Consider the following 26,662-nt stretch of genomic DNA (forward strand, 5'->3'; position numbering starts at 1 on the left):
GACGGTCACCCGGGCAGCAGTTCGGAGCGGGGACCGGAGGCAGTGGTGGCGCCTCGCGGGGAGGGCACGGCGTTCAGGAGAAGCGTGGACGGGCTGGGGGCCGGTTTCCGCTCGGCGAGCGGCACCACCGGCGGCAGCGCCTCCTGCGCCTCACCGAGGAACACCCGGCGCACCACGCGTTCCGCCGCGTGCCCGTCGTCGAAGTCGCAGAAGCGCTCCCGGAACGCCGCGCGCCTGCGGGCCGCCTCGTCGTCGCACCAGGCGCCGCTGCGGAAGATCTCGGTCAGTTCCTGCTGGGAGCCCGCCACCGCTCCGGGCGCCTCCTTCGGCAGGTCGAAATAGGTGCCGCGGACCGCCGAGTAGACGGCCCAGTCCTCGGTCAGCGCGACGATCGGACGGTCCAGGTTCGCGTAGTCGAACATCGACGACGAGTAGTCCGTCACCAGAGCGTCGGCGGCCAGGTACAGCTGCTCGACCTCCGGGTGCCCCGACACGTCCACGATCCGGGCGTCGCCGTGGTGGGTGTCGCCCGTCGTGTGCCGGTAGAAGTAGTGGCCGCGCACCAGCACGGTGAAGTCCGTGCCGAGCTCCTCGGCGAGCTGCTCCAGGTTCAGCCGGGGCACGAACTCGTGCTCGTAGTCCCGGTGCGTCGGTGCGTACAGCACGGCGGTCGTGCCGTCGGCCAGTCCCAGTGCACGGCGCGCCCGCAGGACGTCCGCGGCGGTCGCGTTCAGCAGGATGTCGTTGCGCGGGTAGCCCGTTTCGATCGCCGTGTACGAGCACGGGTAGACGCGGTCCCAGACGGCGGTGGAGAACCGGTTGGAGGTGATGCTGAAGTCCCACCGGTCGCAGCGCTCCATCAGCGCCTCGAAGTCCATCGTGGCGCCCGCGGGATACTTCTGCTGGTCCAGGCCCATCGCCTTCAGCGGTGTGCCGTGGTGCGTCTGGAGGTGGATCTGGCCCTCCCGCTTCACCACGGCGTTGGCGAAGTTGACGTTGTTGACCATGTACTTGGCGCGGGCGACCGCCGCCCAGTACTCGCGGGACCCCGCCAGCACGACGTCCACGCCGTCGGGCACCCGGTGCCGGTCGCGCGGTTTGACCACCCACACCCGGCGGATGTGCGGCGCCCACTCGGCGAGCGCGGCGTCGATGGCGGCCGGGTTGCAGGCGTAACCACTGCTCCAGTACGAGGAGAACACCGCGAGGTTCTCGTCCAACGGCAGCCGCAGCTGCGAGTGGTAGTACACCCCCATCACGGACCGCTTGGCACGTGTGACCTGACGGCGGCCGTGCTGCTTGGCGGCGCTGCGCGCCTTGGCGACGGTCTTCACGCCGCGCAGTCCGGAGTACGATCCCCGGCCCATCAGCTGGTACTTGTGACCGCGGCTGCCGCCGGGGCGCACGAAGCCCGCCGGTTCACGCCGCTGGTAGTCGGCGGCGGCACGCTGGAAGAACTCGGAGCGCGCCTCGCGCGGCAGCCGGTTCGGGTGCTCCAGGATCGTCAGGTAGTGGTCGGTCATCTTGCGGAACATGTCCGCACGCCACAGCTCCAGTGCGGGAGTGGCGTCGAGGTACGCGAAGACCCTGTCGTACTGGTCGAAGACGTCGAAGTGCTTGCGGCTCGTCGTGCGCAGGATGTTGCCGCCCTCGCGCCGCTGCCGGTAGTGCACGCAGACGAGGTGCAGGGTGGCTATGTTCTCCGCCGTCATCAGCGAGCAGAACGTCCAGGGGGCGTCCTCGTAGTAGCCGGGCGGGAAGGTGAAGCCGTGCTCGATGACGAACTCCCGGCGGTACGCCTTGTTCCACACGACCTGGAGCAGGTCGAGGAGTTCGGGGTGACGGGTCAGCGGGAAGGCGCCGGACGCCTCCGCCTTCCGCAGGTGTTCGTGCAGCAGGTTGCGTACGGACTTGCCGTCCCAGTGCGTGCGGTCGTAGTCGAAGACCAGGACGTCGGGGTCCTTGGTGGCTTCCAGGCGGTCGGCGATCGCCCCCAGTGCACCGGGCGTCAGTGTGTCGTCACTGTCGAGGAACAGCAGATACTCTCCGTGTGCATGTTCCATGCCTACGTTACGGGCGCGGCCCAGACCCACGTTCTCGGAGAGGTGGACGACGCGCACACGGGGGTCGAGCGCGGCGTATTCGTCGAGAATGGCACCCGAGGCGTCGGGAGAGCAGTCGTTCACCGCCAGGATCTCGAAGTCGGTGAAGTCCTGATGCAGGACGGAGTCGAGGCACTCGCGTAGATATCCCTGAACGTTGTACGTGGGGACAACTAGGGTCAATCGAGGCATTCTTCACCTGTTCGTGAGCAGCGTGCACGGCATGCCGGGGTGCCGGTCGTGCTGTGGGGCCGGAGGGATCTGGCGGTTCGGCGGTTCATCGAGGGTTGTAAGCGGTGGGTGAAGGTGAGAGGGAACAGGCGTTCACTTTACGGTCACTTGGGTGAGAGATTCCAGGGTGGTGGCCTGGGATCTGGCGAAAACCGGCAAAGCGGAATCCTCGGCGCGAGGCGTCTACCCTGGAAGTGCCAGGTGCGGCAACCGGTTCTGTGACGTTGGTTGCAGCGGAGTTTGGGGCCGGTTTCCCCGGGGAGCGGCGCGCGGAGAGTTCCGGTCCACACGGCCGGTGCAACGTCAATGAGGAGCATTCAGGGTGCACCCCGCACAGATCACCGTGGTCGTCATCGTCTTCAACGACGCGGACCGCATCACCACGGCTGTCGAGTCCGCCCTTGCCCAGGGAGCCGCCGTCGGCGAAGTGATCGTCGTCGACGACGCCTCCACCGACGGCAGCCGCGAAGCCGTGGACGCCCTCGCCGCCCGGCACCCCCGGGTGCGCCCCCTGCACCGGACGGAGAACAGCGGCGGCTGCGGCAGCCCCCGCAACGACGGCATCGCGGCCGCCGCCTTTCCTTACGTGATGTTCCTCGACAGCGACGACGTCTACCCGCCGGGCGCCGTCGACGCCCTCCTCGCCGAAGCCGCCCCCGGCATCGACGTCGTGGCAGGCGCCTGCGTACGCCGCGAACTTCCCGAGAACCACGACACCGTGTGGGCACCCGCCCTCTACGACACCAGCGCCGGCGCCACCTTGCCCGGAACGGTCCTCAAAGGCATCGCCGCACACCCCGAGTTCCTCGTCGACACCCTCTCCGTCAACAAGCTCTACCGCCGCGACTTCCTCGCCGAGCACGCCGCCGTCTTCCCCGACGGCGCCTTCCACTACGAGGACTTCGTCTTCACCGCGAAGGTGTACGCGGCCGCCCCCCGCATGGCCGTCATCGACACCCCCGTCTACATCTGGCACGTACGCCGCGCGGACGCCGTGCTCTCCATCTCCCTGCGCCGCGCCACCCTCGCCAACTGGGAGCACCGGGTGGAGGCGCACCGCCGCGTGGTCGAGGTCTTCCGCACCGCGGGCCAGCCCGACCTCGCCGTCGCCGCGCAGACCAAGTTCCTCGACTACGACCTGCCCATGTACGTACGGGAACTCGCCCAGCGCGCCCCCGACTACCGGGCCGCCTGGTGGGCGCACGCCCGCACCTACCTCGCCGGTTTCGACGCCGCCGCCCACGAGCACGCCCAGGCCCCGGCCCGCTGGCTGGCCCGCGCCCTGACGGCCTGGGAGGAGCCCGCCGAACTGGAACGGGTCATGGCCCTGGCCGCGCAGCCGCCCCGCCTGCTGCCCCCCTCGTACACCAACGCGGCCGGGCAGCCCGTCCTGTCCGGCCGGCAGCCCGAAGTGCTCCTGCACGGGCTCACCGACCTGCCCGCCGACAAGCTCCCCGTGACCGTCAACGGCACGGTCTCCGTCGGTCACTCGCTCGGGTTCACCCTGACAGTCCCGGAACTCCACGGCCTGCTCGCGCCGTTGAACCCGCAACGGGCCGTACTGCGCCTGACCGACCAGCACGACGTCCTCCCGGCGAAGATCCGCGAACAACCCCTGCACCGCACCGGCGACAGCTGGCAGGCCGCCTTCGAGGTGACCACCAAGGACCTGGCCGACGCCGCCCGCCTGGTGTCCTGGCGCGTGCAGGCCGACGTCGTCTGCGCCGGCGGCGAGCGCATCCCCGCCGAAGTGCGCGCCGCACACCCCGGAGTGGCCCGCCGCAGGGTCGTACCGCGCCTGGGACGCCCCCTGCTCGTCCAGATCCACGTGACGCCGCGCGGAGCACTGATGGTGCGGATCGCCGGAGGACTGCACGGAATGCTGGACGTGCTCCGCCGCCGCCTCAAGAGGCTGCTGGCCCGCTGAACGACGAAGCGGGGGCCGGCCTCGGACGACAGGTCCGGGGACAGCCCCCACTTTCACGTACCGCGCCGGGGCGTCAGCCCGTGCACCACGGGGCCGTCAGCGCTCCAGGAACTCGAAGAGCTCCTCCCACCGCCGGGTGATCGACTCCGGCGAGTACCGCTGCACGTTCTCCCGGGCCAGGTCGCCCATCCGGTCCCGCAGCTCCTGGTCCTGCATCAGCCGCACCAACTGCCGCGCCAGTTCGGGAGTGTTCCCAGGACGCGCCAGCAGCCCGTCCACACCGTCCTGGACGATCTCGTGCACCCCCGGCGCACAGTCGAACGCCACACACGGCACCCCGCACGCCATGGCCTCCAGCAGCGCCAGCGGGAAACCCTCACCGCGCGAGGACTGCGCGAACACCGAAGCACCGTGCAGCGCCCCGATCACGTCCCGGGTCTGCCCGGCCCACTCGACCGAACCGTCCAGGCCCAGATCCGTCGCCTGCTTCTTGAGCGACTGCTCCAACTCGCCCGCGCCGTACAGCTTCAGTTTCCAGCCCGGCACCTGGGGAGCGGCCTCCGCCCAGGCGTCGAGCATCATGTCGAGGCCCTTCTGGTGACTGAGCCGGCCGATGCTGACGACCGTCTTCTCCGTACGCGGAGACACCGACTCCGGCATCATCGGCAGCGGATTGGGCATGAACCCCACGTTGTTGAGGCCCTTGACCGCCCACAGGTCGGCGTCCTCCTGCGTGAGCAGCAGCAGCCGGTCGATGTCCTTGTAGTGCTTCAGCACACGGCCGAAGCGCGAGGACTGCCGCGAGTACTCGTAACTCTCGTGACTCATCCCGATGACGGGGTGTCCGGCCGTGTCGGCCATCTCCACCCACTCCATCGCCCACACCTGCGTGACGACGATCATCGCGCCCGGTGCCGCCGTGCGGAACATCCGCGACAGCTTCGCGGACGTCTCCCGCATCCCGGCGTCGCGGCGCGCGTTGTGCAGCCGCGCGGCCACGTCGACCCTGCCGCGCAGCCCGTGCACCGGCTTGCGGCCGGGGGGACGCTCCTCGTACAGCGTCACCCTCTTGTACGGAGGGTTCTCCCCGAGGTCCATGGCGACGTCGGCGGGAGCGATGCCGACGACGGTGACCCGGTGCCCGCGCTCGGCCAGCAGCGAGGCCATCTGGGTCTGCCAGCGGGCCACGCCGCCGAGTTCGTCGACCTCGTTGCCGACGAAGAAGATGTCGCGTCGAGTCATTGGGCCCGGCCCTTTCCTCCGAAGAAGCGGTCCGCGATCTGCGCGGCCGCGTCACCGTGGTCGTACTCGCCGTACCGGTCCACGAATTCCTTCACCTGCGGACCGTACTGCGCACGCACGCCGTCCAGGTCCTCCAGCACGTCGAACAGTGCCTCCTGGGTGCGCTGCACCGGGCCCGGTGCCGCTTCCAGGAGGTTGAAGTACGTGCCGCGGATGTCCTGGGAGTACTCCTCCCAGTCGTACGCGAAGAACACCATGGGCCGTTGCAGCAGCGCGAAGTCGAACATCACCGACGAATAGTCGGTGATCAACGCGTCCGACGCGAGCAGCAGCGGTGTGATGTCCGGTTCCTCCGACACGTTCACGACGCGCCCCGCCATCGCCGGCGGCAGGGCCACCTGGTTCAGGTAGTGCGTGCGCACCAGCAGGGTGCACTTGTCGCCGAACCGTTCCGCGAACTCCTCGACGGAGAAGGGGAACTCGAACTTCTGCACCTTGCCCTGGGCGTTGGCCCGAAACGTCGGCGCGTACAGCACGACCGGCAGCCCGGGACGGATCCCCAGCCGCTTCTTCAGCTCCTTCACCTGTGCGCTCTCCACCGTCGCGTCGCGCCCCTTCACCAGGGCGTCGTTGCGCGGGTAACCGGTGCGCAGTAGCTTGCTCTCCGGCATCCGGTAGGCGCGCGCAAGAGTGCGCACGTCGTGCTCGGTGCGCACCACGAAGTGGTCGAAGCGGTCCAGCGACTTCTGGTACGACGCCTGCTCCATCTCCGACATCAGCCGGTAGCCCGGCTCGTCGAAGCCCATGCGCTTGAGTGCGGAGCCGTGCCAGGTCTGGATGTACGTCGTCTCCGCACGCTTGGCCAGCTTCAGCGGGAAACCCTGGTTGTCGACCCAGAACTCGGCCTGTGCGAGCGCCCTCAGGTACTTCCAGGACCACCGCTTGACCAGTTCGACGTCACTGGGGAAGCCGGTCGGCTTCGCGCCCGCGTACGACCAGATCGCGTGGATCGGGGCGCCGCGCCGCTTCAGCTCCTCGTAGATCGCGCGCGGGCTGTCGCTGTACTGCTTGCCCAGGTGGCTCTCGAAGACCACGGTGCCCTTGCGCACGGGCAGCGCCTTGATCATGCGGTGGTAGCCGTCGATCTTGCGCACACCGGAGTTGAGCTCCTTGCGCACGTCACGGGCCTTGCGGTACGTGCTCTTGGCGATCCGCGCGGGCAGGCTGTCCATGTTGTTCTGGATCAGCGCACGGGTCTTCTGGGACGCCGCACTGTGCTGCACGATGTGGAACGCCAGATGGCCGCGCCCGGACACCTCCGCCTCTATGCGGTCGCCCGCCAGCCGCGTCAGCCGCGGCTTGACGCCGATGATGCCGGTGCGCTCGATGTCGGTGTTGCCGACGGTGATGGCGCTCTCCGTCGTCTTCCCGCCGACCTTCAGACGCAGCCGTACGTTCCACACGTCGTCCACGATGCCGAGCGGGCGCAGTTCCTTCGCCAGCGGCAGGGCGGCCTCCCAGCGCACCCGGTCGCCGTCGACGCGCACACTGCGGACGGGGAAGCGGAAGGTCTGGAGGCTGGTGCGGCGTGCCTTGAGCAGGATCTCGGCGGACAGTTTCGCGCTCGGTGTGATCTTTCCCAGCGGGTTGACGATCGCCCCGGCGAGCTCCACGACGGTGGGCCGCTCCGTGTAACCGGTGAGGCTGTTGCGCAGGTCCAGCTTGTCGACCGGCCTGGTGTGGTAGCCGAGGTCGGTGACGTCCAGCAGGGCGCGGGCGTGCGGATCCTCCAGGTGCTCCTCGCACCAGTAGATGCGGCCGTCCTTCTCCACCAGCGGCATCGCCAGCTTGCTCCGGTTCAGGAGCATGTCGATGGCCGGCATCAGGTTGTCCCAGTCCTCCTGGAGGAGGAGGTACGCGCAGATGGCGTGGGCGGGGTGCAGTTCGTTGTACGCCTCGGGGGCGAAGGACTGGACGTACTCCCGGGCCATCTCGGCGAAGGCGTGCCGGTAGTCGTCGTCCAGGAACGGCAGTTCGCGCAAGTAGAGGACCAGGTCGTGTTTCAGGAACTTGATGTCCTTGTGCAGCTTCAGGTCGTCCATCGAGCGGGACTTCAGGATTTTGTCGATCCGCCGGTGGATCTCGACCCGGTCCGCAAAGTTGTTGATTTCGTTCCGGCGATTACTGATCGACTTCTTCTCGGTCTTCTCGACCACGTTCCAGAAGTAGACAGTATTCGGAATCAGGGTGATCCGAGAGGCTGCCAGATAAGCCTGGGCGGAGAAAAGCAGGTCCTCGTAATGAATCCGCTTGGGGAAAGTGAGGTTGCTTTCGATCAGGAATTCACGCCGATAGCACTTGTTGGTCGACAGGGTGTCGAACACCAGCAGGTCCGGCAGTTCCGCGACGGAGTCGAGCGTGCGTGTGGAGTTGTAGAGCCAGCGGTACCACTCGGTCGTCTTGCCGTGTCTGCTGTCGACGTGCACCCGCAGGCACAGGCCGGACACCAGGTCGGCACCCGTGGTCTCGGCGGCCTCCAGCATGTTGCGGCAGGCATTGAGTTCGAGTGTGTCGTCGCTGTCGAGGAACATCACGTAGCGGCCGCGGGCCACCGCGATGCCCTGGTTGCGCGGCTCACCGCAGCCGCCGCTGTTCTCCTCCAGCTGGATCGCCCGGACCCGGTCGGGGTTCTCTGCCGCGAGTTTCCTGGCCACGGCATAGGAACCGTCCGTGGAACAGTCGTCCGCAATGATCACCTCGACGTTGTGCAACGTCTGGTCCAGGACCGACTGCACAGCCGTCGGCAGGCGGTGGGCATCGTTGTAGACGATGACCACGACGCTGATGTCCGGCACGGCCGTCGGGAGGGTGTCCGGCGAGGGAGACGGGCTTGACAAGGCCACCTCTGTGTTCACGTCCTCGGTACGTTTTGATTACTGATCCCTCACAACTGCGGGTATGTGAGGGACGGCCAACTGATGAGCCTTGAAGGATCTTGAAGGATTTCGACAGTCCTCGCCAGGCTAGCCCATGGGCGAAGCCCCTCATCCCATGCCCAGAGATGCCCCGATCAGTGATCAAAGCGTCTCTGTATAGTGCCTCTATGACTTGGCTGGTAACTGGCGGCGCGGGATACATCGGTTCACACGTGGTAAAGGCTCTCGCCGACGGCGGGGAAAGCGTTGTGGTGCTGGACGACTTGAGTACGGGATCGGAGACACGGATTCCGTCCGGTGTTCCGCTGGAGCGCGGCTCGGTGCTCGACAGGGCGCTCCTGGACGACGTACTGAACAAGCACGGCGTCACCGGTGTGGTGCATATCGCCGCCAAGAAGCAGGTCGGCGAATCCGTGGAACAGCCGCTGTTCTACTACCGCGAGAACGTCGTCGGTCTCCAGACCGTTCTGGAGGCGTCCGCCGCCGCCGGAATCAAGCGCTTCGTCTTCTCCTCCTCCGCCGCCGTGTACGGAATGCCCGACGTCGACCTCGTCACCGAGGACACCCCCTGCCTCCCCATGAGCCCCTACGGCGAGACCAAGCTCGCCGGCGAATGGATGGTCCGGGCCGTCGGCCGTGCGCACGGCATGGCCACCGCCTGCATGCGCTACTTCAACGTCGCCGGAGCCGCCTCGCCCGAACTCGGCGACCCCGGCGTCTTCAACCTCGTCCCCATGGTCTTCGAGCGCCTCGACGCGGGGAAGTCCCCGCTCATCTTCGGCGACGACTACCCCACCCCCGACGGCACCTGCGTCCGCGACTACATCCACGTCGCCGACATCGCCTCCGCGCACGTCGCCGCCGCCCGCAAACTCGTCACCGCCCCCGGCACCGACCTGGTGCTCAACATCGGCAAGGGCGAGGGTGTCTCCGTCGCCGAGATGATCGACGTCATCCGTGAGATCAGCGGCCACCAGGACCTCAAGGCCGAGGTCGCCCCGCGCCGCGCCGGAGACCCCGCCCGGGTCGTCGCCGCCGCCGACCGCATCCGTACCGAACTCGGCTGGGAAGCGAGCCACGACGTACGGGACATGGTCGAATCCGCCTGGGCGGGCTGGCGCCACCGCCACCCGCAGGGCTGACCGCCCGCACACGCGCGACGTTGACGGCGGGTCCCGGAAGAGTCCGGGGCCCGCCGTCGTCGCATCCGGGTCCTCCTGCCGCCGCATCCAGGACCCGCCGCCGTCACGTCCGGGGAGCGGAACCCCCGAGCACCGCACCACCCCCCTCACGTACATTGCGGGAAACCCGGCGGACCGGAGCACCGGAGCCGCGGACACGGGAGAGAAGTGACCGCACCCGGCAACGGCGCGCGGCACGGCACACGCGAACCAAGGGGATGCACGCACGTGGCAGGGGCAAGCGGACGACCGGTTCAGAACACCAGGCAGGGCGTCGGCGAGGCACGCAGAGTCGTCGTCAAGGTCGGCTCCTCGTCGCTGACCACCGCCGCGGGCGGACTCGACGCCGACCGGGTGGACGCCCTCGTCGACGTACTGGCCGCCGCACGCGGCGGCGGCGCCCGCGAAATCGTCCTCGTCTCCTCCGGCGCCATCGCCGCGGGACTCGCCCCCCTCGGCCTCAAGAAGCGGCCCAAGGACCTCGCCCGCCAGCAGGCCGCCGCCAGCGTCGGCCAGGGCCTCCTCGTCGCCCGCTACACCGCCTCCTTCGCCCGCTACGGCGTCCGCGTCGGCCAGGTCCTGCTCACCAGCACCGACACCAGCCGCCGCGCCCACTACCGCAACGCCTACCGCACCCTCGACCAGCTCCTGGCCATGGGCGCCCTGCCGGTCGTCAACGAGAACGACACCGTCGCCACGGACGAGATCCGCTTCGGCGACAACGACCGCCTCGCCGCCCTCGTCGCCCACCTCGTCCGCGCCGACCTGTTGGTCCTTCTCTCGGACGTCGACGGTCTGTACGACGGAGATCCGGCCAAGCCGCACACCTCCCGCATCGCCGAAGTCACCGGCCCCGGCGACATCGCGCACGTCCAGATCGGCAGCGCAGGAAAAGCGGGCGTCGGCACCGGCGGCATGGTCACCAAGGTCGAAGCCGCCCGCATCGCCGCCGCCGCCGGCATCCCCGTCGTCCTCACCTCCGCCACCCACGCCGCCGACGCCCTCGCCGGACGCGACACCGGTACGTACTTCCACCGCACCGGCAGGCGCAGCGCCGACCGCCTCCTGTGGCTCGCACACGCCTCCACGCCGCAGGGCGCGCTCACCCTCGACGACGGCGCGGTACGAGCCGTCGTCGAGCGGCGCACGTCACTGCTGCCCGCCGGCATCGCAGCGGTCGAGGGCGAGTTCGGCGCGGGCGACCCCGTCGAACTCCGCGACAGCACCGGCCGCGCCGTCGCCCGCGGACTGGTCAACTTCGACGCGAAAGAACTTCCGCAACTTCTCGGCCGCTCCACCCGCGATCTCGCCAAGGAACTCGGACCTGCGTACGAACGCGAGGTCGTGCACCGCGACGACCTGGTACTGCTCCACAGCTGAAGGCACCGCAAACACACCCGCACGCTCTTCGTGGTGCACACCGGGCGTCCACGAAACGGCCGAAAGTCCAGCCTCCCGGTGGAGACCTTCGGGAAAACCGCCCGCAACCGGCCCCGGACTGGTCAACTTTGTTGCGGGGGTACAGCACACAAACGCATCAGGAGGCCGCCGGTGAGACGAGCGCGCCCGGGGGCGCCGCCCCGAGGGACAGCCGAGCGAGCCCTGACGAGCGTCGGGGCGGGCGCCGACTTCGACGACGGCGGCGACACCCGCGAAGGCCGGGAGACCGAGCCCGAGCGGCAGACCCGACCTGCCCGGCGACAGGACCCCGAGGTGTCACGCCTCTGGTACATCACCCTCAGCGTCTCCGGCGCGGAGACCCCGCTCGCCGAGGTCAGACGCGGCCTGGAGCAGCTCGCGCACGACCACCCCTTCCTGCTCACCAGCCGTTACGCCGGCGACCATGCGGAAATCCGCTACTGGGAAGAGGCCCGCGACCTGCACGACGCGGCCGCCGTCGCGCTGCGCCTGTGGGGCGAACACCGCTCCACCGCGAAACTGCCGCCCTGGGAGATCGTCGGCCTCGAAGTCATCGACCGCCACACCTACCACCAGCGCGTCGCCGAGGGCTACGGCCCGCCCCCGGCGGCCCCGGTGGGCGTCCACCCGTACTGACAACGTTCCCGTCGCCCCCTTGCCCGCCCGCTCCACCCTCTTGGGGCGGCCCCGTCGCCCAAGGGGGCTACGGGGGCAAGGGGGCGACCCTCTCGCTCCCGGCCCACCGGGACGCCTTCCGGCCCGCCCCGACACCGGCGGGCCCCCAAGGAGCCGTGTCCCGCCCCCGTACCCCACCCGTCTCGCCCGTCTCGGAGTCCGAAACACCCTCCAAACGCCCCGCAGCACAGGATTACGCTGCCCCCATGACCCAGCACCGCGCCCCCGCCGACCTCTCCCCGGTCCTCACCGCCGCCACCCGCGCCCGCGAGGCCGCAGCCACGCTGGCCCCGCTGCCGCGCGCGGCCAAGGACGCAGCCCTCCTGGCGGTCGCCGACGCCCTGCTCACCCGCACCCAGGAGATCGTCGAGGCCAACGCCGAGGACGTGGCGCGCGCCCGCACCGCGGGCACCGCCGAATCCGTGGTCGACCGGCTCACCCTCACCCCCGAGCGGGTGCACGCCATCGCCTCCGACGTGCGCGACGTGGCGGCCCTGCCGGACCCGGTCGGCGAAGTGGTGCGCGGCTCCACCCTCCCCAACGGCATCGACCTGCGGCAGGTGCGCGTCCCCCTCGGCGTCGTCGGCATCATCTACGAGGCGCGCCCCAACGTCACCGTCGACGCCGCCGCCCTGTGCCTGAAGTCCGGCAACGCCGTACTGCTGCGCGGCTCCTCCTCCGCATACACCTCCAACACCGCACTGGTGGGTGTCGTACGGGACGCCCTCGCCGAAGCCGGACTGCCCGCCGACGCGGTGCAACTCGTACCGGGGGAGTCCCGTGACTCCGTACGCGAACTGATGCGCGCCCGGGGCCTGGTCGACGTGCTCATCCCGCGCGGCGGCGCCTCCCTCATCCGCACTGTCGTCGAGGAGTCCACCGTCCCGGTCATCGAGACCGGCACCGGCAACTGCCACGTCTACGTCGACGCACAGGCCGACCTCGACACCGCGGTCGACGTCCTCATCAACTCCAAGGCGCACCGCGTCAGCGTCTGCAACGCCGCCGAGACGCTCCTCGTGCACAAGGACATCGCCGACACCTTCCTGCCGCGCGCCCTGGACGCCCTCGCCGACGCCGGCGTCACCGTGCACGCCGACGCCGCTGTGCTCGCGCAGGCGGAGGGGACGAAGGCCACCGTCGTACCGGCCGTCGAGGCCGACTGGGAGACCGAGTACCTGTCGTACGACATCGCGGCCGCCGTGGTGGACTCCCTGGACGACGCCGTTGCGCACATCCGGCGCTGGTCCTCGGGCCACACCGAGGCGATCGTCACCACCTCGCAGGGTGCCGCCCGCCGCTTCACGCAGCTCGTCGACTCCACGACGGTCACGGTGAACGCCTCGACCCGGTTCACCGACGGCGGCCAGTTCGGCTTCGGCGCCGAAATCGGCATCTCCACGCAGAAGTTGCACGCGCGCGGACCGATGGGGCTCCCGGAACTGACGTCCACGAAGTACATCGTCACCGGCGACGGCCACATCCGCTGACACTGTCGCGCGCGCTTCCTCGCACTGTTGCGTACGTTCCCTCGCACCGTTGCGCGCATCTCCTCGCTCCGTTGCGTCCGCGCCCCCGCGTCGTCGAACTCCCCTGCCTCCTCCGTCCGTTCTCTGCCCAAAACGACCGCCCGGGTCTACGCTGAACGAGTGCCGGACGACGTGGAGGGCAAGCCGTTCTCGGATGGCTGGGAACCCGACGACGACCGCGGGGGCGCGGACGAGGACTTCGCCTCCGTGGTATTCGACGAGGACTTCGTCAAAGCCGCCGAATTTCATGAACCGAGTGCGGTGGAGCGCCTGTTGGCCGCCGCGGAAGCGCGCGCGGAGGCGGACGCCGCCCGCGCCTGGGCGGGCCGCGTGCCGCCCGACGACGACCCCGCGTACGAGTCGCGCGAATCCGTGCCGTACGGCGACACGGGCGGCGGCTACGATCGCTACGGCAACCCCGCCTTCCCCGGCCCCTACGGACCGTACGGCGGGGCCCTGCGCCCGTACCGCAACTCCTCGCGCTGGCACCGGCCCGTCGCCTGGGTGCTCGCCCTGCTCATGGGCATCGGCATGGTGGCCTTCGCCTTCGCCGCCGTCTACCGGGGAGCCTCCGGCAGCCGGGACGGACAGGTGCCCGCGCCCGCATCCACCAGTGGCGTCGACACCACGCTCCCGGCGGTCCCCGGCAACGCCCCCTCGGCGTCGGCGGAATACACGGCTCCGGCCGTTTCCGCCCAACCCCGCACGCCCTGAATCCACCGGAACCGAAGAATCCCTCGGCAAACCTTCAACACCGCTCAAAATGACGGAAGTTCCGCCGAAATTCTGTCGTACCGCGGCGTTTACCTTCGCTTCTCGCGACCTACTCTGAAAGGGAGACTCTCTCCCCACCGCAGGGCTCAGCGCTCAGGGAGAAGCGATGGCAGGTCGATCGGACCCGCCCGAGGGCACCCCGCCCGAGGGCTTCCCCAACAGTGGTGACGACGACTACCGGTCCGTCGTATTCGACGAATCGTTTGTCCGCGCCGCCCGACTCCAGGAGTACTCCGCGACGGAACGGGCGGCCGACCATGCCCCCGCCGTCAGGACGCTCCCGCCCCCAGCACCGGCGCCGGCCGCACGCACCGGACGCACCCAGGTGCTTCTCCTCGTGCTGCTCGTCGTCCTCGCCTTCGCCACCGCCGTCTACATGGGCGTACGCACCCCTGCGCAGCCCACGTCCGACCACCATCCCGAAGCCCTGCACGCCACTGTCGTACCGCTCGCTCCCACCGGCCCGGTGCCCGGCGGCAAACCTGCCGAACTCTTCCTGCACAGCCCCGCCGCCCAGTTCCGCACCGGTGCCGAAGGTGTCCAACTGCCCGTCCCCAGGGGCACGCAGCACTTCTCCGAGAGCCAGGTGCAGGCCGCCCTCACCATCGCCAAGGACTACCTGGTGCAGTCCTCCCTCGACCCCAGGGTCCTCACGGGCCGCGAAGTCCGCGCGGTGCGCCTCCTGCTGGACCCCGATCAGCAGAACCAGTTCGACGCCGCCTTCGAGACTCCCGCGAAAGCCGGTGCGGAGGCCTCCGGGTGGCTGGTGCGCTTCGACCCCGAGAAGGTGGCCCTCGCCGGTGCCGCGCGCGCCAACGGCACCCTGCGCGCCGTCGAACTCGGACCCGACCTCCTCGACGTCACCAGCGACCACACCTTCGTCTACCCGCTGCGGCCCGCCACCGCGAAGGGCACCGCCCGCGCCGACGCGGCCTCGCTGTTCACCGTCCGCAGGGAACTCCACTTCCGGTACGACGCCGAGGACCTGCGCCGGCATCGTGCGGAACTCCTCACCGCCACCGCCCTCGCCGGCCCGCAGGCCTGCGGCGCCCCGGGGGCGGCAGAGTCCTGGCAGCCCCTCCTGGCGGGCCTGCGGGCCCCGGAGCCGGGAAAACCCGCGGCAGGCGCCCCTGCGGCCGCCACAGGGTCTCCCACGGCCCCGGCGAGCGCTTCCACGGCCCCCTCGGCCGACCCGGCGGGCATCGACCCGTACGCCACGGGGGCCGCGACCGGAACGCTCTGCGGCACTCTCTCCGCCGCCGCGCAACCGACCGGACCCCCGTCGCGCTGAAATCAGGCCCCTGAGCCGTTCTCCCCGGAACCGCCCCGGCCCGATCCGCCGGTGAACTTGTCCCGCAGCTTGCCGCCGAGGTCGCCCGCACCGCCCGCGATGTCGCCGACCAGCTTCATCAGCGGGTCCTTGCTGGTCTTCACGGTGTCCGCGTAGTGGGCCGCGGACTCCTTGAAGGAGTCCGTCACCGAGGTGTCCTTGTCCTCGTCCCGCCGCGGGTAGTGGCCGTCCATGATCCGCTGGTACTCGCGGCTCTCGGACCACTTCTGCAGCTCCGCCGCACGCACCGTGGTGAACGGGTGCGAACGCGGCAGCACGTTCAGGATCTTCAGGACGGAGTCGCGCAGGTCGCCGCCCGCCTCGTACTCCTCCGCCTGCTTGAGGAACGCGTCCACGTTCATCTCGTGCAGGTGGTTGCCGCCCGCTATCTTCATCAGCCCGCGCATGGACGCCTGGAGGTCCTGGCCCACCAGCAGCCCGGCCCGGTCCGCCGACAGCTCCGACTTGCGGAACCACTCACGCAGCGCCGTGATGATCGCCATGATCGCGATGTTGCCCAGCGGAATCCACGCCACCTTCAGCGCCAGACTCGTCAGGAACAGCAGGATCGTCCGGTACACCGAGTGCCCGGACAGCGCGTGACCCACCTCGTGGCCGACGACGGCCCGCATCTCCTCCTCGTCGAGGAGCTCCACCAGACCCGTCGTCACTACGATGATCGGCTCGTCGAGACCGATGCACATCGCGTTCGGCTTCGGGTCCTGCGTCACGTACATCGCCGGAACCTTCTCCAGGTCCAGGATGTAACAGGCGTCCCGCAGCATCGAGTTGAGGTGCGCGAACTGCTCGTCGCTCACCCGCACCGAGTCCGACAGGAACAGCAGCCGCAGGCTCCGCTCCGGCAGCAGCCCGCTCAGCGCCTTGAACACCGTGTCGAAACCGCTCAGCTTGCGCAGCGCCACCAGTGCGGACCGGTCCGCCGGGTGCTCGTACGCCCGCGAAGAGATTCCGGGGAACCGCCGGCGCTGGCGGCCCGGCAGGTTCTCGTGCCCGCCGTCCTCCCCGTTGCCCCGCCCCTGCTCGTGATTGCCGTCTGTCATGAATGACCCCTGCTCTCGTACGAGACATGTCCCGTCCCCCGGACGGCCCCAGCCTAGAGGGGTGCGTCGGAGGCCCTCTCCTAGCTGACGCGACCCCGCCCGGACCGGTTGCCCGGGGGCCGATATCCGCTCAACGCCTGAGTCGACGTGAGCGTGCCCGCTCCCGGCGCATACGATGTTGCCGAAGTCTCCCCTCCGTCTCCCGATAGGTCCGCCGAAGATGAGCCTCCACCAGACCGCAGCCCAGCTCGTGACCCTCGCCTCCGGCGAAGCCGGCGAGCACGTCGACCAGCACGCCTCCCTCAGCCCCCTCGTCACCGGCGGCGGCGCCTTCATCGCGCTGATGCTGCTGCTGTGGATCACCACCCGCTTCAACCGGGACCGCTGAACCGGACCGGGGGACCGGGCCGGGAACACGGGCCAGTAGGGTCTGCACGCATGGGAGAGCAGGTAACGCCTACCGGTCCGGCCGGTGGCAGCAGCGCGGACGGCACGGGCAAGCGCCGCATCGGCGTCATGGGCGGCACGTTCGACCCGATCCACCACGGCCACCTGGTGGCCGCCAGTGAGGTGGCCGCACTGTTCCACCTCGACGAGGTGGTGTTCGTACCGACCGGACAGCCGTGGCAGAAGAGCCACAAACTGGTCACCCCCGCCGAGGACCGCTACCTGATGACGGTCATCGCGACCGCGTCCAACCCGCAGTTCTCCGTCAGCCGCATCGACATCGACCGCGGCGGCCCCACGTACACCATCGACACCCTCCGGGACCTGCGCTCCCTCAACGCGGACGCCGACCTGTTCTTCATCACCGGCGCCGACGCCCTCTCGCAGATCCTCACCTGGCGCGACGCGGAGGAACTCTTCGCCCTCGCACACTTCATCGGCGTCACCCGTCCCGGACACGACCTGACCTCCGACGGGCTGCCCGAAGGCGGTGTGTCCCTGGTGGAGGTGCCCGCCCTGGCGATCTCCTCGACGGACTGCCGCGCGCGCGTACGCGGCGGCGACCCGGTCTGGTACCTGGTGCCCGACGGCGTGGTCCGCTACATCGACAAGCGCGAGCTGTACCGGGACTGACGGCACACGGCACTGAGCAGCAGCACGGAAATGGGGCACCGGTGAACGACCGCCAGAACCCGTACGACCCTTACGCGCAGGACCCCTACACCCCGCCGCAGCCGGAACTCGTCGGCTACGACGCGTACGGGCAACCGGTGTACCAGCAGCCCCCGCAGCAGCAGAGTTACGACCCCTACGCGGCGCAGCAACAGCCGCAGCAGCAGGCGTACGGCTACGACCCGTACGCGCAACAGCCGCAGCAGACCGCCCAGTTCGACCCGTACGCACCCCAAGCGCCGCAGCAGCAGATCCCGGAGCAGTACGGGTACGACACCGGACAGCAGCAGCAACTGCCGCCGCAACAGCAGTGGATTCCGCAGCAGGCTCCGGCGCCGGAGCCCCAGCAGGACCGCAGGCCGCCCCGGCCTGCGCCGCCGGAGTCCGAGCCCGCGCAGGAGTCGCCTCAAGAGGCGCCGGCGAACAAGCGCCGCACCGGCACCCCCGAGTACGCCACGGAACAGTTCTCCTTCGTCGAAGAGCCGGACGAGAACTCCGAGGACGTCATCGACTGGCTGAAGTTCACCGAGAGCCGCACTGAGCGCCGCGAGGAGGCCAAGCGCCGCGGACGCTCCCGCGTCGTCGCCCTCGCGGTCGTGCTCGCCCTCGTCGTCGCGGGCGGCGTCGGCTACCTCTGGTACACGGACAAGCTCCCCGGCATGTCCTCGGAGAAGACCGGCGGGCCTGTCGCGACAGGCGCCCAGAAGCGCGACGTCATCGCCCTGCACCTGCACGACCTCAAGGACCGCAACGCCACCTCCACGGTGCTGCTCGTCGACAACACCAGCACCGGACAGGGCACCACCGTCCTGCTGCCCGACGCGCTCGCTCTCGCTGACGACAACGGAGTGGCGACCACCCTCGCGAAGTCCGTGGGCGACGACGGCGCCTCCGGCACCCGCGAGTCCCTCGGCACCGCGCTCGGGACCGACATCGGGGGCACCTGGCGGCTGGACACCCCGTACCTGGAGAACCTTGTCGAGCAGGTCAGCAACATCGAGATCGACACCGACGTGTCCGTGCCCGACACGAAGAAGGGCGCCGCACCCCTGGTGAAGCAGGGCAAGCAGCAGACCCTCAGCGGCAGCATGGCCGTCGCCTACGCCACCTACCGCGCACCGGGCGAGCCCGAGGCCAAGCAGCTCGCCCGCTTCGGCGCGGTCATGCAGGGCGTCCTGAAGAAGCTCTCCGACGACCCGGACACCGCCCTGGTCACCGTGCGGACCCTCGGCATGATCCTCGACCCGTCACTGCCGGAGAAATCGCTCGCCGCGTCCCTGGCCAAGCTCGCCGCCCACGCGAAGAAGGGCGCCTACAAGACGGTGCTGCTCCCGGTGGGCCCCGACGGGCGCGTCAGCGCCTCCGACACCGTCGTCAGGACCGTCCTCGGCGGCACCGCCAAGGCCCCCGAGCAGGGCGCCGCGGTGCGGGTGGCGGTACGCAACGCCACCGGCAAGGCCGCAGCCGTCGACGCCGCACGGATCGCGCTGGTCAACGGCGGCTACACGTACGCCGACGGCGGCAAGGAGTCCACCGCGTCCGCCTCGAAGGTCACCTACGCCGACGACGCGCAGAAGGCGACGGCCGAGGAGGTCGCCAAGACCCTGGGCCTGTCGACGGCCGCCGTCGCCCGCGGCAAGGCCACACCGAACGCCGAGGTCGCCGTCGTCCTCGGGCGGGACTACAAAGTTCCCGAGTCGCCCAGGTAGACCGACGCCCGCACATGCCCCGCCGGAGAAACTCCGGCGGGGCATGTCAGCGTGACGTGAGACCCTTGTGGTAATCACCGACCGCCGACGAAAGCCTGCTAGTGACCGCCACTGACCGTTCCATCGAGCTCATCAACGCCGCCGCCCAGGCGGCCGCCGACCGGCTCGCGCACGACATCATCGCGTACGACGTCAGCGATGTGCTGTCCATCACGGACGCCTTTCTGCTGGCCTCCGCGCCCAACGACCGCCAGGTCAAGTCGATCGTCGACGAGATCGAGGAGAAGCTCAACAAGGAGCTCGGCGCCAAGCCGGTCCGCCGCGAGGGCGACCGCGAGGCCCGCTGGATCCTCCTCGACTACGTCGACATCGTGGTGCACGTCCAGCACAGCGAGGAGCGCGTCTACTACGCGCTGGAGCGCCTGTGGAAGGACTGCCCCGAGATCGCGCTGCCCGAGGACGCCGTGAAGACCCGCGGCAAGGCCGAGGAGCACGCCAAGCTGAACCCGGCCGGCGAGCTGGACGGAGACCGGGACGGAGACGTGTTCTGAACGGCACGGGAGCGCAGCAGCGCGCAGTAGGGGGCAACCGAGGCCGCCGCATCGTCCTGTGGCGGCACGGCCAGACCTCCTGGAACCTGGAGCGCCGCTTCCAGGGCAGCACGGACATCGAGCTGACCGGCACCGGAGTGGCCCAGGCCCGCCGGGCGGCACGCCTGCTGGCCTCGCTGAAGCCGGACGCCATCGTGGCCTCCGACCTCAAGCGGGCCGCTGCGACCGCAGGGGAGCTGGCCTCCCTCACGGGCCTCGACGTGACGCACGACGCGGGCCTGCGAGAGACGTACGCGGGCGCCTGGCAGGGGCTCACGCACGAGGAGATCGTCGCGCAGTACAGCGAGCAGTACGCCGCCTGGAAGCGCGGCGAGCCGGTCCGGCGCGGCGGCGGCGAACTGGAGACCGAGGTCGCCGACCGGGCCGCTCCCGTGGTGCTGGCGCACGCGGACAAGCTCGCCGACGGCGGCACCCTCGTCGTCGTCAGCCACGGCGGCACCATCCGCACCACCATCGGCCGCCTCCTCGGCCTGGAGTCGCACTACTGGGAAGGCCTGGGCGGTCTCTCCAACTGCTGCTGGTCCGTCCTCGGCGAGGGCGCCCGCGGCTGGCGGCTCCTGGAGCACAACGCCGGCACCCTCCCGGAGCCGGTGCTCGGGGACGACGACTGAGCGGTTCTTTGGCCCTCCCGGCCCCTCCGGGAGCGGCGGCCGACCCGGATTTCACTTTCCGGCAGGTCACAGGCTAGAGTTCTTCTTGTTCGCAGCGCAGAGCGGGAAACACCCGCACAGCACCGAGAACACGCGGGGCTATAGCTCAGTTGGTAGAGCGCCTGCATGGCATGCAGGAGGTCAGGAGTTCAATTCTCCTTAGCTCCACAATCAAGATCCCGTCCCCGTCAGGGGGCGGGATCTTTTGCTGTCCCTCTTGCGGAGCCGTGACAGAATCGACGGCCGGAGGGGGCGGTCGCCGAAGGGGAGGGGACGATGGGCGCACACAGGCGGAAGTGTGACTGGTGCGGCAGCGGCACACCGATCGTCCGCGACATGGAACCGGTCAATTCCGAGTACCAGTACTGGTGCGAGGAGTGCGCGCGGGCGCTGATCATAAAAGGCGACCCGATCGAGACGTACCGAGAGCTGGAGGGCGAGCCGATCTACGGCCGGCTGCTCGACGAGCACTGCACCCTCAAACGCTTCTACTCCTTCGCACGGGCCTGACCCTGCACAGGACGAGGAAGCCCGCGAGAACAAAGGCCAGGCCGACCGCGGGATAGCTCGCCGACAGCAGGAATTGACCGAGATCCTGGTCGAGTTCAGGACGCCCCTGCCGGCCGTGCGGCACCGCCCACAACGCGTACGAGAAGAAGACCGCGCCCGCAGCCCAGGCCCGCGCCGTGGACCCGCGCCCGCCTTGCACCGCCTTCCCTACGAGGAACACGATCAGCGGCACGCACCACACCCAGTGGTGCGACCACGAGATAGGGCTGATCAGCAGAGCTGTCACCGCACACGTCAGCACCGAACGGGCGCGCTCTCCGCGCAGGGCGGCGTCCACGGCCGTGCACAGCCCCACAGCCGCGACGAGCCCGGCCGTGGCGGCCCACCACACCCCGGGGGCGCCCGTGTGCAGCAGGCGGGCCAGGACGCCGCCCAGCGACTGGTTGGCGGTGTCCTCCATGTTTCCCACCCGGGTGGACTCGAAGAGGGCCCGGGTCCAGAAGGTGCGGGAGTCGCGGGGGAGCAGCAGGGCCGAGACCGCCGTCGCGGCGAGGAAGGCGCCGGCGGCGACCGACGCCTGCCGCAGCCAGGGATCACCGCGGTACGTCCCGGTGCGCCGCCCCCGGGCCAGGCCCGCCAGCAACAGGAACACGGCGAAGAGCCCCGGCGTGAGCTTCACGGCCGTCGCGAGCCCGATGCCCACTCCCGCCCACCGATGCCCCTCCTTGCGCGTCAGGTCCCACAGGACGGCGACCGCGATCGCGAGGTTGATCTGTCCGTACCGCAGCGTCGTCCACACCGGCTCGCACCAGACCGCCGCCGCGGCCACCCACAGCACGGTCTCGAAGCCTCCGCGTCCGACGAGCCGCAGGGACAGCTGCACCAGGGCGACCAGCAGCACCAGATTGCCGACCGTCGCAAGGAGGCGCAGCAGGCCGGGATCCGGCAGTGACAGTGGTGTGAACAGCAGTGCCGCGAACGGGGGATACGTCGTGGGAAGGTTCGCAGCGGTGACGCGCATCGCGTAGAGGTCTCCGCCCGCCAGGACTGTCGCGCCTTCCGCGCGGTAGACGCTCAGGTCGATCATCGAGACCCGGGCGAGACGCTGGGCCGCCCAGAAGACGGCGAAGGAGACCAGGCAGGCCGCCCCGGCGGCGCCGATCGGACGCCGCAGGGCATCGCTTCGTACGGGAACCAGGGATGCGACGCGAGAAGTGTGCACGGGGGGTGACCGTATCGTCACGCAAGGGTGCGAGGGGGTGGGGAACGCGCCCACCGGGAGGGGGTGCGGAAAGGGATTTGGTGATGCGGCGATCCACCGTCTAAAGTTGGCGATGTCGCCGGGGGAAACCACGGAGAACGACACGAAGTGCACAGCACGGGGCTATAGCTCAGTTGGTAGAGCGCCTGCATGGCATGCAGGAGGTCAGGAGTTCAATTCTCCTTAGCTCCACAGTAGGGCCGTTTCTGAGATGTCTCAGGTGCGGTTCCCGAGATCCCGTCCGATCGATTCGATCTGGCGGGATCTTGTGGTTTCCGGGGCTGTTCTGAGGGTGGGCCGGGGCTGATCGGCGGTTTCGGGCTCTCGGAGGCGCTGCCCGGGGGTGGCCGATGCCGAGGAGTGCGCGGTGGTGCGGCTGCGGGACTCAGCGGGTCCCGTGGCAGTGGTCGGTGTGTCTGTTCACGTTTGGATCATCGAGGTCCTCCTGGAGGCGGTCGGCTGACCGGCATGGGGCGGAGCTGGTCTGCTTCTGTGGGGGTGGCGTCGTTGTAGGCGGTCTCGGGCAGGTGCATGCCGCGGGTGGTCTGGAAGTACGTGTCCAAGATCATGAGGTTCGCGGTGGCGACCATGAGGGCGACCAGCAGGGTTTGGGCAACGCGGCCGTGTGCGAGTCGGTTCTTCGGCTCGGAGATGTCGATCCGATGGCCCTTGAGGGTCCCGTTGAGTCCTTCGTTCTGCGGCCGGATGACGGCGTAGGTGCCGGTCCATGCTTTGGTGAGGTAGGGGAAGTCCTGCCGGAACTTCTCTTTGGCGGCGAGGTCGCCGGGCCTCAGGGTGATCGACTGCTGGCGGCAGATGTCCGGGAGCTGGTCTGGCGGACTGCTGGTCACGGTGACGGTGGGCTTCGTGGCCGGGTGCGTGTGCCGTTGTTGCGGGTCGGTGAGGTCGAGGGTTCTCGGTGGGGTGCGGGTGGCGGGCCTGCGGGGGCAGTTGACCGTGGGCGAGGTCCCGGCAGCCGGGCAGGCAAGGCGGACTGTCCCAGTGGAATCCGGGCCCTGTTTGAGATGGAGGAAGTACGGTTTCCGGTTGTTGACCCGCGTCGTGGTGATCTCGTCCAAGTTGCGGGTGGTGCGGTCGTCGAGGTGGTGGGTCGCGTTCGCGAGGGCGGGCGGGATCATCGGGCAGGCCAGAGTGCCGTCGATCAGGACCGCGCCTCGGTGGGTGCCCTGGATGCCGCGCTGGTCCTGCTTGTAGTCGAGGGCCAACCGGTAGCCGAGCTGGCGGGCGGGCAGCGCGAAGGTTTCCGCACGGGCGTCGGTGTAGAGACGGTCGACGGCCAGCGTGCCGACGGGCAGGCCCAGGGCGGCCAGCGGAGTCAGCAGAGTGACCGCGTTCAGTCCGGTGCGGCGGCCGGGGTGGTCGACGACCAGGCCAAGGGCGATCTGAGCGATGCGTCCTGCGGCTGGGCGGGCCAGAGCTGCCAGCGCGAGGTGGCCGCTCAGTCCGAAAGTGGGCTCCTTCGATCCGCCGCTGTAGTGCCAGCCCGCGGTGATGTCGACGGAGGCAAGCTGACGCTTGGGGATGGCCGGGTGGTGCCAGCTGGCCAAGGGGGTCGCGTCGATGCCGATGTCCCCGCGCCAGTGCTTCAGGGCCCCGCAGCGGCGTCCGATCCGGATCGTTTCGGTGATCAACGCGGTGCAGATCTGTTGCAGGGCCGCCTTCTTGCGGAGGTGCTCGGGGTTCTCGTCCTCCCAGGCCGCCGCGAAGACGGCGGCTTCCGGCAGGGGGAGGCGGCGCCGGCGGTCGCAGCGGGCCGGGTCGAGCACGGAGGTGACCCGGTCGAAGGACCGGTAAACCCGTCGGGAGAGTGCCTGCGGGGCGATTCCGCTGGTGCCGAGCCGTTGCTGGGCGAAGGGCGAGAGGTTGAAGGCCAGGTGACGCCATGCTTCGGCGAGGGTGGCCTTGCCGGTGTAGTGCAGGGCCAGCAGCAGCCCGGTCAGTACCGTCCGCGGCGCCAGCCCCGCCGGGCCCGGGCGGCCGTCCAGTTCGCTGATGACTGGAGCAAGCGCCCCGGAGCGGTCCAACAGGGTGGCCAGTTGGAAGACCTTGGAGTCCGGGATCGTGGCCGGGGCGTCGGTCACCGGCCGCGGACGGCTGGCGAACGCGGCCCGGTGGCCCGGCGGCGGGGCCCTCACCGGTGTCCTCGCAGCAGTCGGACGGTCTCCTGCATGTTGGGCGGGGGGACGAAATGTTGGTAGCGGGCCAGCGGGGCCGTCGAGGCGAGCCCGGCCGCCGTCGCGATCACGCCTGCGTCGATCCGGCGCCGCAGCAAGGAGACGATCCACGAGGCCCGCAGGCGGCGGGCGTTCAGGCCGGGCAGCGGGGCTTCGGGCCGGTGCTGCCAGGTCCAGGACGCGATCAGGTTGTCGGGCGGCGGATCGCGGTGGCCGGGCCGGAACAGGAAGTCGTCCCCGGCCTGCCTGGCCAGGCCGGTCAGGGTGTCTTCCCACTCGGCGCGGGCCACCACCAGCCGGCCGAACACCGCGGCGTCCAGCACACAGGTTCCCGACCGCGTGCACCGAAGATGACTTCCCCGCAGGCGCGAGACCTCGCCGGGCGCCAGCCCCATGCCGTCACCCAGCGCCAGCAACGCCAGCGCATTCGACTGCGGGCGGGGCCTCAACTGCTCGGCCCAGGAACGCAGCTGGGCGAGCTCGTCCACTTCGTAGGGGGCAGCCGGTGCGGGCGGGGCGGACAGCCTGAGCGGCTCGCTGCTGCCGTCGTCCTCCCAGACCAGGACGGCACGGACCTGCCGCAGCCAGGACCTGTAGGTGCGCAGGGTGTTGGGCGTCAGGCCCGTGCAGCCGGTCAGGACGAACGCGTCGATCGTCTCGTCCCGCAGCCAGGCCGCCGGATCACGGACCACCCCCCGCCCTTCCGCCCAGGTGGCCAGCCGGGCGACGACGTGCAGCAGATCCTCCACCGAGTACGGAACCCGCGCGGCGGTGGCGGCCACCACCGCTCTCACCAGCGGAGCGACCACATCCCAGACGGCGGACGCCTCCCGAGGGGCGTACGCGTCGATGACCGAAGACGTGGCGGCGTCGAGTGCCATGGACCACGAATAGTGGCAGGACAACCTGCCGTCCAAGTCGCGTACGACTTCAACCAGCAGGAGCGTGGAAGCATGGTCGGAGGGACGGCGCGCTCCCGCGCGCCCCGGGAACTGGCCCGCAACCCGCAGGACTGGCCCGACGCGGTCCTCGACGATGTCGCCGCAGCAGTCGTCCAGACCATCGCCCGCCGTCTGGCCGCTGCCCTGAACGCCCGCGGCTGGAGCCGGCGGACGGCCGCCAACCAGCTGGGCATCAACCGGCAGACCATCGGCGACGTCCTTGACGGCCGGACCTGGCCCGACGTCGCCACCATCGCCCGCCTGGAGGCGGGCCTCAACACCCCGCTGTGGCCGCCGCTTGCGCGCCGGTGACTGTCCGGCCATCGCCGCCAAAGCCCTTCCGGCTCCCGCTCACCGCCTGCAATAACGGCAGGTCAGAGCCAAGTTACGGCTCAGCGAACCCAATACGCTGCAACAGCACTATCGTCGGGAACGCGACGAGCCTCTTTTCACTGTTCAGGGCGCTCTCGCAACCAGGCGCCACCGGGACGAGACCTCCCGGTGGCGCCGCCTCACCCGGCGTGATCCGTCGCGTCGTTCTCCGGCCCGCCCGTATCGGGCGTATCACCGACCCCGGGTGCGATCGCGAACAGTCCCACCTCGTCCTCAGTCAGCCACCCCTGCTTGACCAGGCTCTTCAGCTTCACCCGCATCCGTTCCACGGCGCGATGCCCGGTCTCCCAGCCGACGGCCTCACAGATCGGCCTCGCCCGCAACGGACGCCCCGCCGACGCCAGCGCGAGCACCACTCCCTCGTTCGCCTCACGGAGTACCTTGCCGTCCGTCCGCGTGACCGGGGCCGATACGACCCTCCGCTCTCTCGCGGCTGCGGCCACCGACTCTCCCGGTACCGGCGCTTCGGAGTCTGCCGGAGCCCTGCCCTGGTCCGTATCGCCTTCCTCGGCGAGCAACTCCGTCACCGCGTCCTCGGCCACCGCCCACCGCGACAGCTGGAGCTCCTCTTCAGCGAGTTCCTTCTCCAGGATGGCGATCTGCCCGCGCAGATCCTCCACCCGAGTGCGTGAAACCGAAGCCCTGGCCCGCAGCCGTTCCACCAGAGACGCCATCAGTCACCTCCATCACGCGAGTCGGCAGTCCCACCAACTTGCAATACCCGTAGGCGAGTTGGTAGGCACTCCACCTCATACTGTAGGAGAAGATCATGAAAGGCGGCCGATACATCGCAGCAATGCCCAACAAGACAAATTGGGATCATGCGGCTCCCCAGCGGACTCCGAGTGCTGAAGCTGAGCAGCCAG

The 26,662-nt window shown here is 69.7% G+C and carries 22 protein-coding genes and 2 tRNA genes; 16 read left to right on the plus strand and 8 right to left on the minus strand.

The genetic code is table 11. The features are described 5' to 3' along the window. Window positions 1–5: 5 nt before the first annotated feature. Entirely contained in the window at window positions 6–2,294 is a 2,289-nt protein-coding gene (locus IE269_RS19335) for a bifunctional glycosyltransferase/CDP-glycerol:glycerophosphate glycerophosphotransferase (RefSeq protein ID WP_189824247.1), read from the minus strand. Window positions 2,295–2,655: 361 nt separating this feature from the next. Between IE269_RS19335 and IE269_RS19340 the strand changes: the two genes are divergently transcribed. Beyond that, a complete protein-coding gene (locus IE269_RS19340; protein ID WP_189824248.1) occupies window positions 2,656–4,260 on the plus strand; it encodes a glycosyltransferase family 2 protein in 1,605 nt (534 codons plus the stop codon). A gap of 96 nt (window positions 4,261–4,356) precedes the next feature. Here the strand turns inward: IE269_RS19340 and IE269_RS19345 are convergent, their stop codons facing one another. Together IE269_RS19345 and IE269_RS19350 are read right to left on the minus strand one after the other, a co-directional pair. Beyond that, entirely contained in the window at window positions 4,357–5,502 is a 1,146-nt protein-coding gene (locus tag IE269_RS19345; RefSeq protein WP_189824249.1) for a glycosyltransferase family 4 protein, read from the minus strand. Continuing rightward, a complete protein-coding gene (locus IE269_RS19350) occupies window positions 5,499–8,405 on the minus strand; it encodes a bifunctional glycosyltransferase/CDP-glycerol:glycerophosphate glycerophosphotransferase (RefSeq protein WP_438817576.1) in 2,907 nt (968 codons plus the stop codon). Before IE269_RS19350 ends, IE269_RS19345 begins: the two co-directional genes overlap by 4 nt. A gap of 200 nt (window positions 8,406–8,605) precedes the next feature. On the opposite strand from IE269_RS19350, the gene galE reads away from it, so the two are divergent. The 6 genes from galE (at window position 8,606) to IE269_RS19380 (ending at window position 15,307) form a co-directional block, all read left to right on the plus strand. Continuing rightward, window positions 8,606–9,580: a UDP-glucose 4-epimerase GalE gene (gene galE, locus IE269_RS19355; protein WP_189824250.1), complete on the plus strand. Its 975-nt coding sequence runs from the start codon at window positions 8,606–8,608 to the stop codon at window positions 9,578–9,580. Between the two features lie 267 nt (window positions 9,581–9,847). Then, on the plus strand, window positions 9,848–10,999 hold the full coding sequence (gene proB / locus IE269_RS19360) for a glutamate 5-kinase (RefSeq protein WP_189824251.1): 1,152 nt from the start codon (window positions 9,848–9,850) through the stop codon (window positions 10,997–10,999). 171 nt (window positions 11,000–11,170) lie between these two features. Further along, complete coding sequence (locus IE269_RS19365; protein ID WP_189824252.1) at window positions 11,171–11,674, plus strand: hypothetical protein; 504 nt, start codon at window positions 11,171–11,173, stop codon at window positions 11,672–11,674. 245 nt (window positions 11,675–11,919) lie between these two features. Next, window positions 11,920–13,203, plus strand: a complete 1,284-nt coding sequence (locus IE269_RS19370; RefSeq protein ID WP_189824253.1) for a glutamate-5-semialdehyde dehydrogenase — start codon at window positions 11,920–11,922, stop codon at window positions 13,201–13,203. Window positions 13,204–13,362: 159 nt separating this feature from the next. Next, a complete protein-coding gene (locus tag IE269_RS19375; protein ID WP_189824254.1) occupies window positions 13,363–13,956 on the plus strand; it encodes an SCO2584 family spore wall biosynthesis protein in 594 nt (197 codons plus the stop codon). Window positions 13,957–14,122: 166 nt separating this feature from the next. Then, on the plus strand, window positions 14,123–15,307 hold the full coding sequence (locus IE269_RS19380; RefSeq protein WP_189824255.1) for an SCO2583 family membrane protein: 1,185 nt from the start codon (window positions 14,123–14,125) through the stop codon (window positions 15,305–15,307). Between the two features lie 2 nt (window positions 15,308–15,309). On the opposite strand, the gene IE269_RS19385 is transcribed toward IE269_RS19380, so the two are convergent. After that, the gene (locus IE269_RS19385; RefSeq protein WP_189824256.1) at window positions 15,310–16,407 is read right to left on the minus strand and encodes a M48 family metallopeptidase; all 1,098 of its coding nucleotides are present in this window, start codon (window positions 16,405–16,407) and stop codon (window positions 15,310–15,312) included. Between the two features lie 220 nt (window positions 16,408–16,627). On the opposite strand from IE269_RS19385, the gene IE269_RS19390 reads away from it, so the two are divergent. From IE269_RS19390 to IE269_RS19420, 7 genes are all read left to right on the plus strand, one after another. Beyond that, a complete protein-coding gene (locus IE269_RS19390; RefSeq protein WP_189824257.1) occupies window positions 16,628–16,795 on the plus strand; it encodes a hypothetical protein in 168 nt (55 codons plus the stop codon). A 50-nt stretch (window positions 16,796–16,845) separates the two neighbouring features. Continuing rightward, window positions 16,846–17,487, plus strand: coding sequence for a nicotinate-nucleotide adenylyltransferase (gene nadD, locus IE269_RS19395; protein WP_189824258.1), 642 nt, complete (start codon window positions 16,846–16,848; stop codon window positions 17,485–17,487). Between the two features lie 41 nt (window positions 17,488–17,528). Continuing rightward, a complete protein-coding gene (locus IE269_RS19400) occupies window positions 17,529–19,235 on the plus strand; it encodes a LytR C-terminal domain-containing protein (protein ID WP_189824259.1) in 1,707 nt (568 codons plus the stop codon). 101 nt (window positions 19,236–19,336) lie between these two features. Continuing rightward, a complete protein-coding gene (gene rsfS / locus IE269_RS19405; protein WP_189824260.1) occupies window positions 19,337–19,786 on the plus strand; it encodes a ribosome silencing factor in 450 nt (149 codons plus the stop codon). After that, window positions 19,783–20,457 carry a histidine phosphatase family protein gene (locus tag IE269_RS19410; RefSeq protein ID WP_189824316.1) on the plus strand — a complete coding sequence of 225 codons (675 nt, stop codon included), beginning with the start codon at window positions 19,783–19,785 and terminating at the stop codon, window positions 20,455–20,457. Before rsfS ends, IE269_RS19410 begins: the two co-directional genes overlap by 4 nt. Before the next feature lie 134 nt (window positions 20,458–20,591). Further along, window positions 20,592–20,664 (plus strand) — tRNA-Ala (locus IE269_RS19415). 108 nt (window positions 20,665–20,772) lie between these two features. Beyond that, window positions 20,773–21,006, plus strand: coding sequence for a hypothetical protein (locus IE269_RS19420; protein ID WP_185026367.1), 234 nt, complete (start codon window positions 20,773–20,775; stop codon window positions 21,004–21,006). Here IE269_RS19420 and IE269_RS19425 read toward each other — a convergent pair. After that, window positions 20,975–22,228: a glycosyltransferase 87 family protein gene (locus IE269_RS19425; RefSeq protein ID WP_229897894.1), complete on the minus strand. Its 1,254-nt coding sequence runs from the start codon at window positions 22,226–22,228 to the stop codon at window positions 20,975–20,977. The two genes, IE269_RS19420 and IE269_RS19425, sit on opposite strands and share 32 nt — an antisense overlap. Window positions 22,229–22,386: 158 nt before the next feature. Between IE269_RS19425 and IE269_RS19430 the strand changes: the two genes are divergently transcribed. Continuing rightward, window positions 22,387–22,459, plus strand: a tRNA-Ala gene (locus tag IE269_RS19430). A gap of 239 nt (window positions 22,460–22,698) precedes the next feature. Here the strand turns inward: IE269_RS19430 and IE269_RS19435 are convergent. Together IE269_RS19435 and IE269_RS19440 are read right to left on the minus strand one after the other, a co-directional pair. Further along, a complete protein-coding gene (locus IE269_RS19435; protein WP_189824261.1) occupies window positions 22,699–24,423 on the minus strand; it encodes a hypothetical protein in 1,725 nt (574 codons plus the stop codon). Next, window positions 24,420–25,343: a hypothetical protein gene (locus tag IE269_RS19440; protein ID WP_189824262.1), complete on the minus strand. Its 924-nt coding sequence runs from the start codon at window positions 25,341–25,343 to the stop codon at window positions 24,420–24,422. The genes IE269_RS19435 and IE269_RS19440 overlap by 4 nt, the downstream gene beginning before the upstream one ends. Window positions 25,344–25,355: 12 nt before the next feature. Here IE269_RS19440 and IE269_RS19445 point away from each other — a divergent pair, with 12 nt between their 5' ends. After that, complete coding sequence (locus tag IE269_RS19445; RefSeq protein WP_229897893.1) at window positions 25,356–25,715, plus strand: helix-turn-helix domain-containing protein; 360 nt, start codon at window positions 25,356–25,358, stop codon at window positions 25,713–25,715. A 200-nt stretch (window positions 25,716–25,915) separates the two neighbouring features. Here IE269_RS19445 and IE269_RS19450 read toward each other — a convergent pair whose 3' ends face one another. Next, the gene (locus tag IE269_RS19450) at window positions 25,916–26,470 is read right to left on the minus strand and encodes a hypothetical protein (protein WP_189824263.1); all 555 of its coding nucleotides are present in this window, start codon (window positions 26,468–26,470) and stop codon (window positions 25,916–25,918) included. Window positions 26,471–26,662 lie beyond the last annotated feature (192 nt).

This window comes from Streptomyces spiroverticillatus, from assembly GCA_014650415.1.
GTDB classification, from domain to species: Bacteria; Actinomycetota; Actinomycetes; order Streptomycetales; family Streptomycetaceae; genus Streptomyces; species Streptomyces spiroverticillatus.

Bases quoted from the DNA above. Each gene is read 5' to 3' on its own strand.
- IE269_RS19335 (WP_189824247.1), bottom strand. From the start codon at position 2,294: ATGCCTCGATTGACCCTAGTTGTCCCCACGTACAACGTTCAGGGATAT.
- IE269_RS19345 (WP_189824249.1), bottom strand. From the start codon at position 5,502: ATGACTCGACGCGACATCTTCTTCGTCGGCAACGAGGTCGACGAACTC.
- galE (WP_189824250.1), top strand. From the start codon at position 8,606: ATGACTTGGCTGGTAACTGGCGGCGCGGGATACATCGGTTCACACGTG.
- IE269_RS19370 (WP_189824253.1), top strand. From the start codon at position 11,920: ATGACCCAGCACCGCGCCCCCGCCGACCTCTCCCCGGTCCTCACCGCC.
- IE269_RS19380 (WP_189824255.1), top strand. From the start codon at position 14,123: ATGGCAGGTCGATCGGACCCGCCCGAGGGCACCCCGCCCGAGGGCTTC.
- IE269_RS19385 (WP_189824256.1), bottom strand. From the start codon at position 16,407: ATGACAGACGGCAATCACGAGCAGGGGCGGGGCAACGGGGAGGACGGC.
- IE269_RS19390 (WP_189824257.1), top strand. From the start codon at position 16,628: ATGAGCCTCCACCAGACCGCAGCCCAGCTCGTGACCCTCGCCTCCGGC.
- nadD (WP_189824258.1), top strand. From the start codon at position 16,846: ATGGGAGAGCAGGTAACGCCTACCGGTCCGGCCGGTGGCAGCAGCGCG.
- IE269_RS19420 (WP_185026367.1), top strand. From the start codon at position 20,773: ATGGGCGCACACAGGCGGAAGTGTGACTGGTGCGGCAGCGGCACACCG.
- IE269_RS19440 (WP_189824262.1), bottom strand. From the start codon at position 25,343: ATGGCACTCGACGCCGCCACGTCTTCGGTCATCGACGCGTACGCCCCT.
- IE269_RS19450 (WP_189824263.1), bottom strand. From the start codon at position 26,470: ATGGCGTCTCTGGTGGAACGGCTGCGGGCCAGGGCTTCGGTTTCACGC.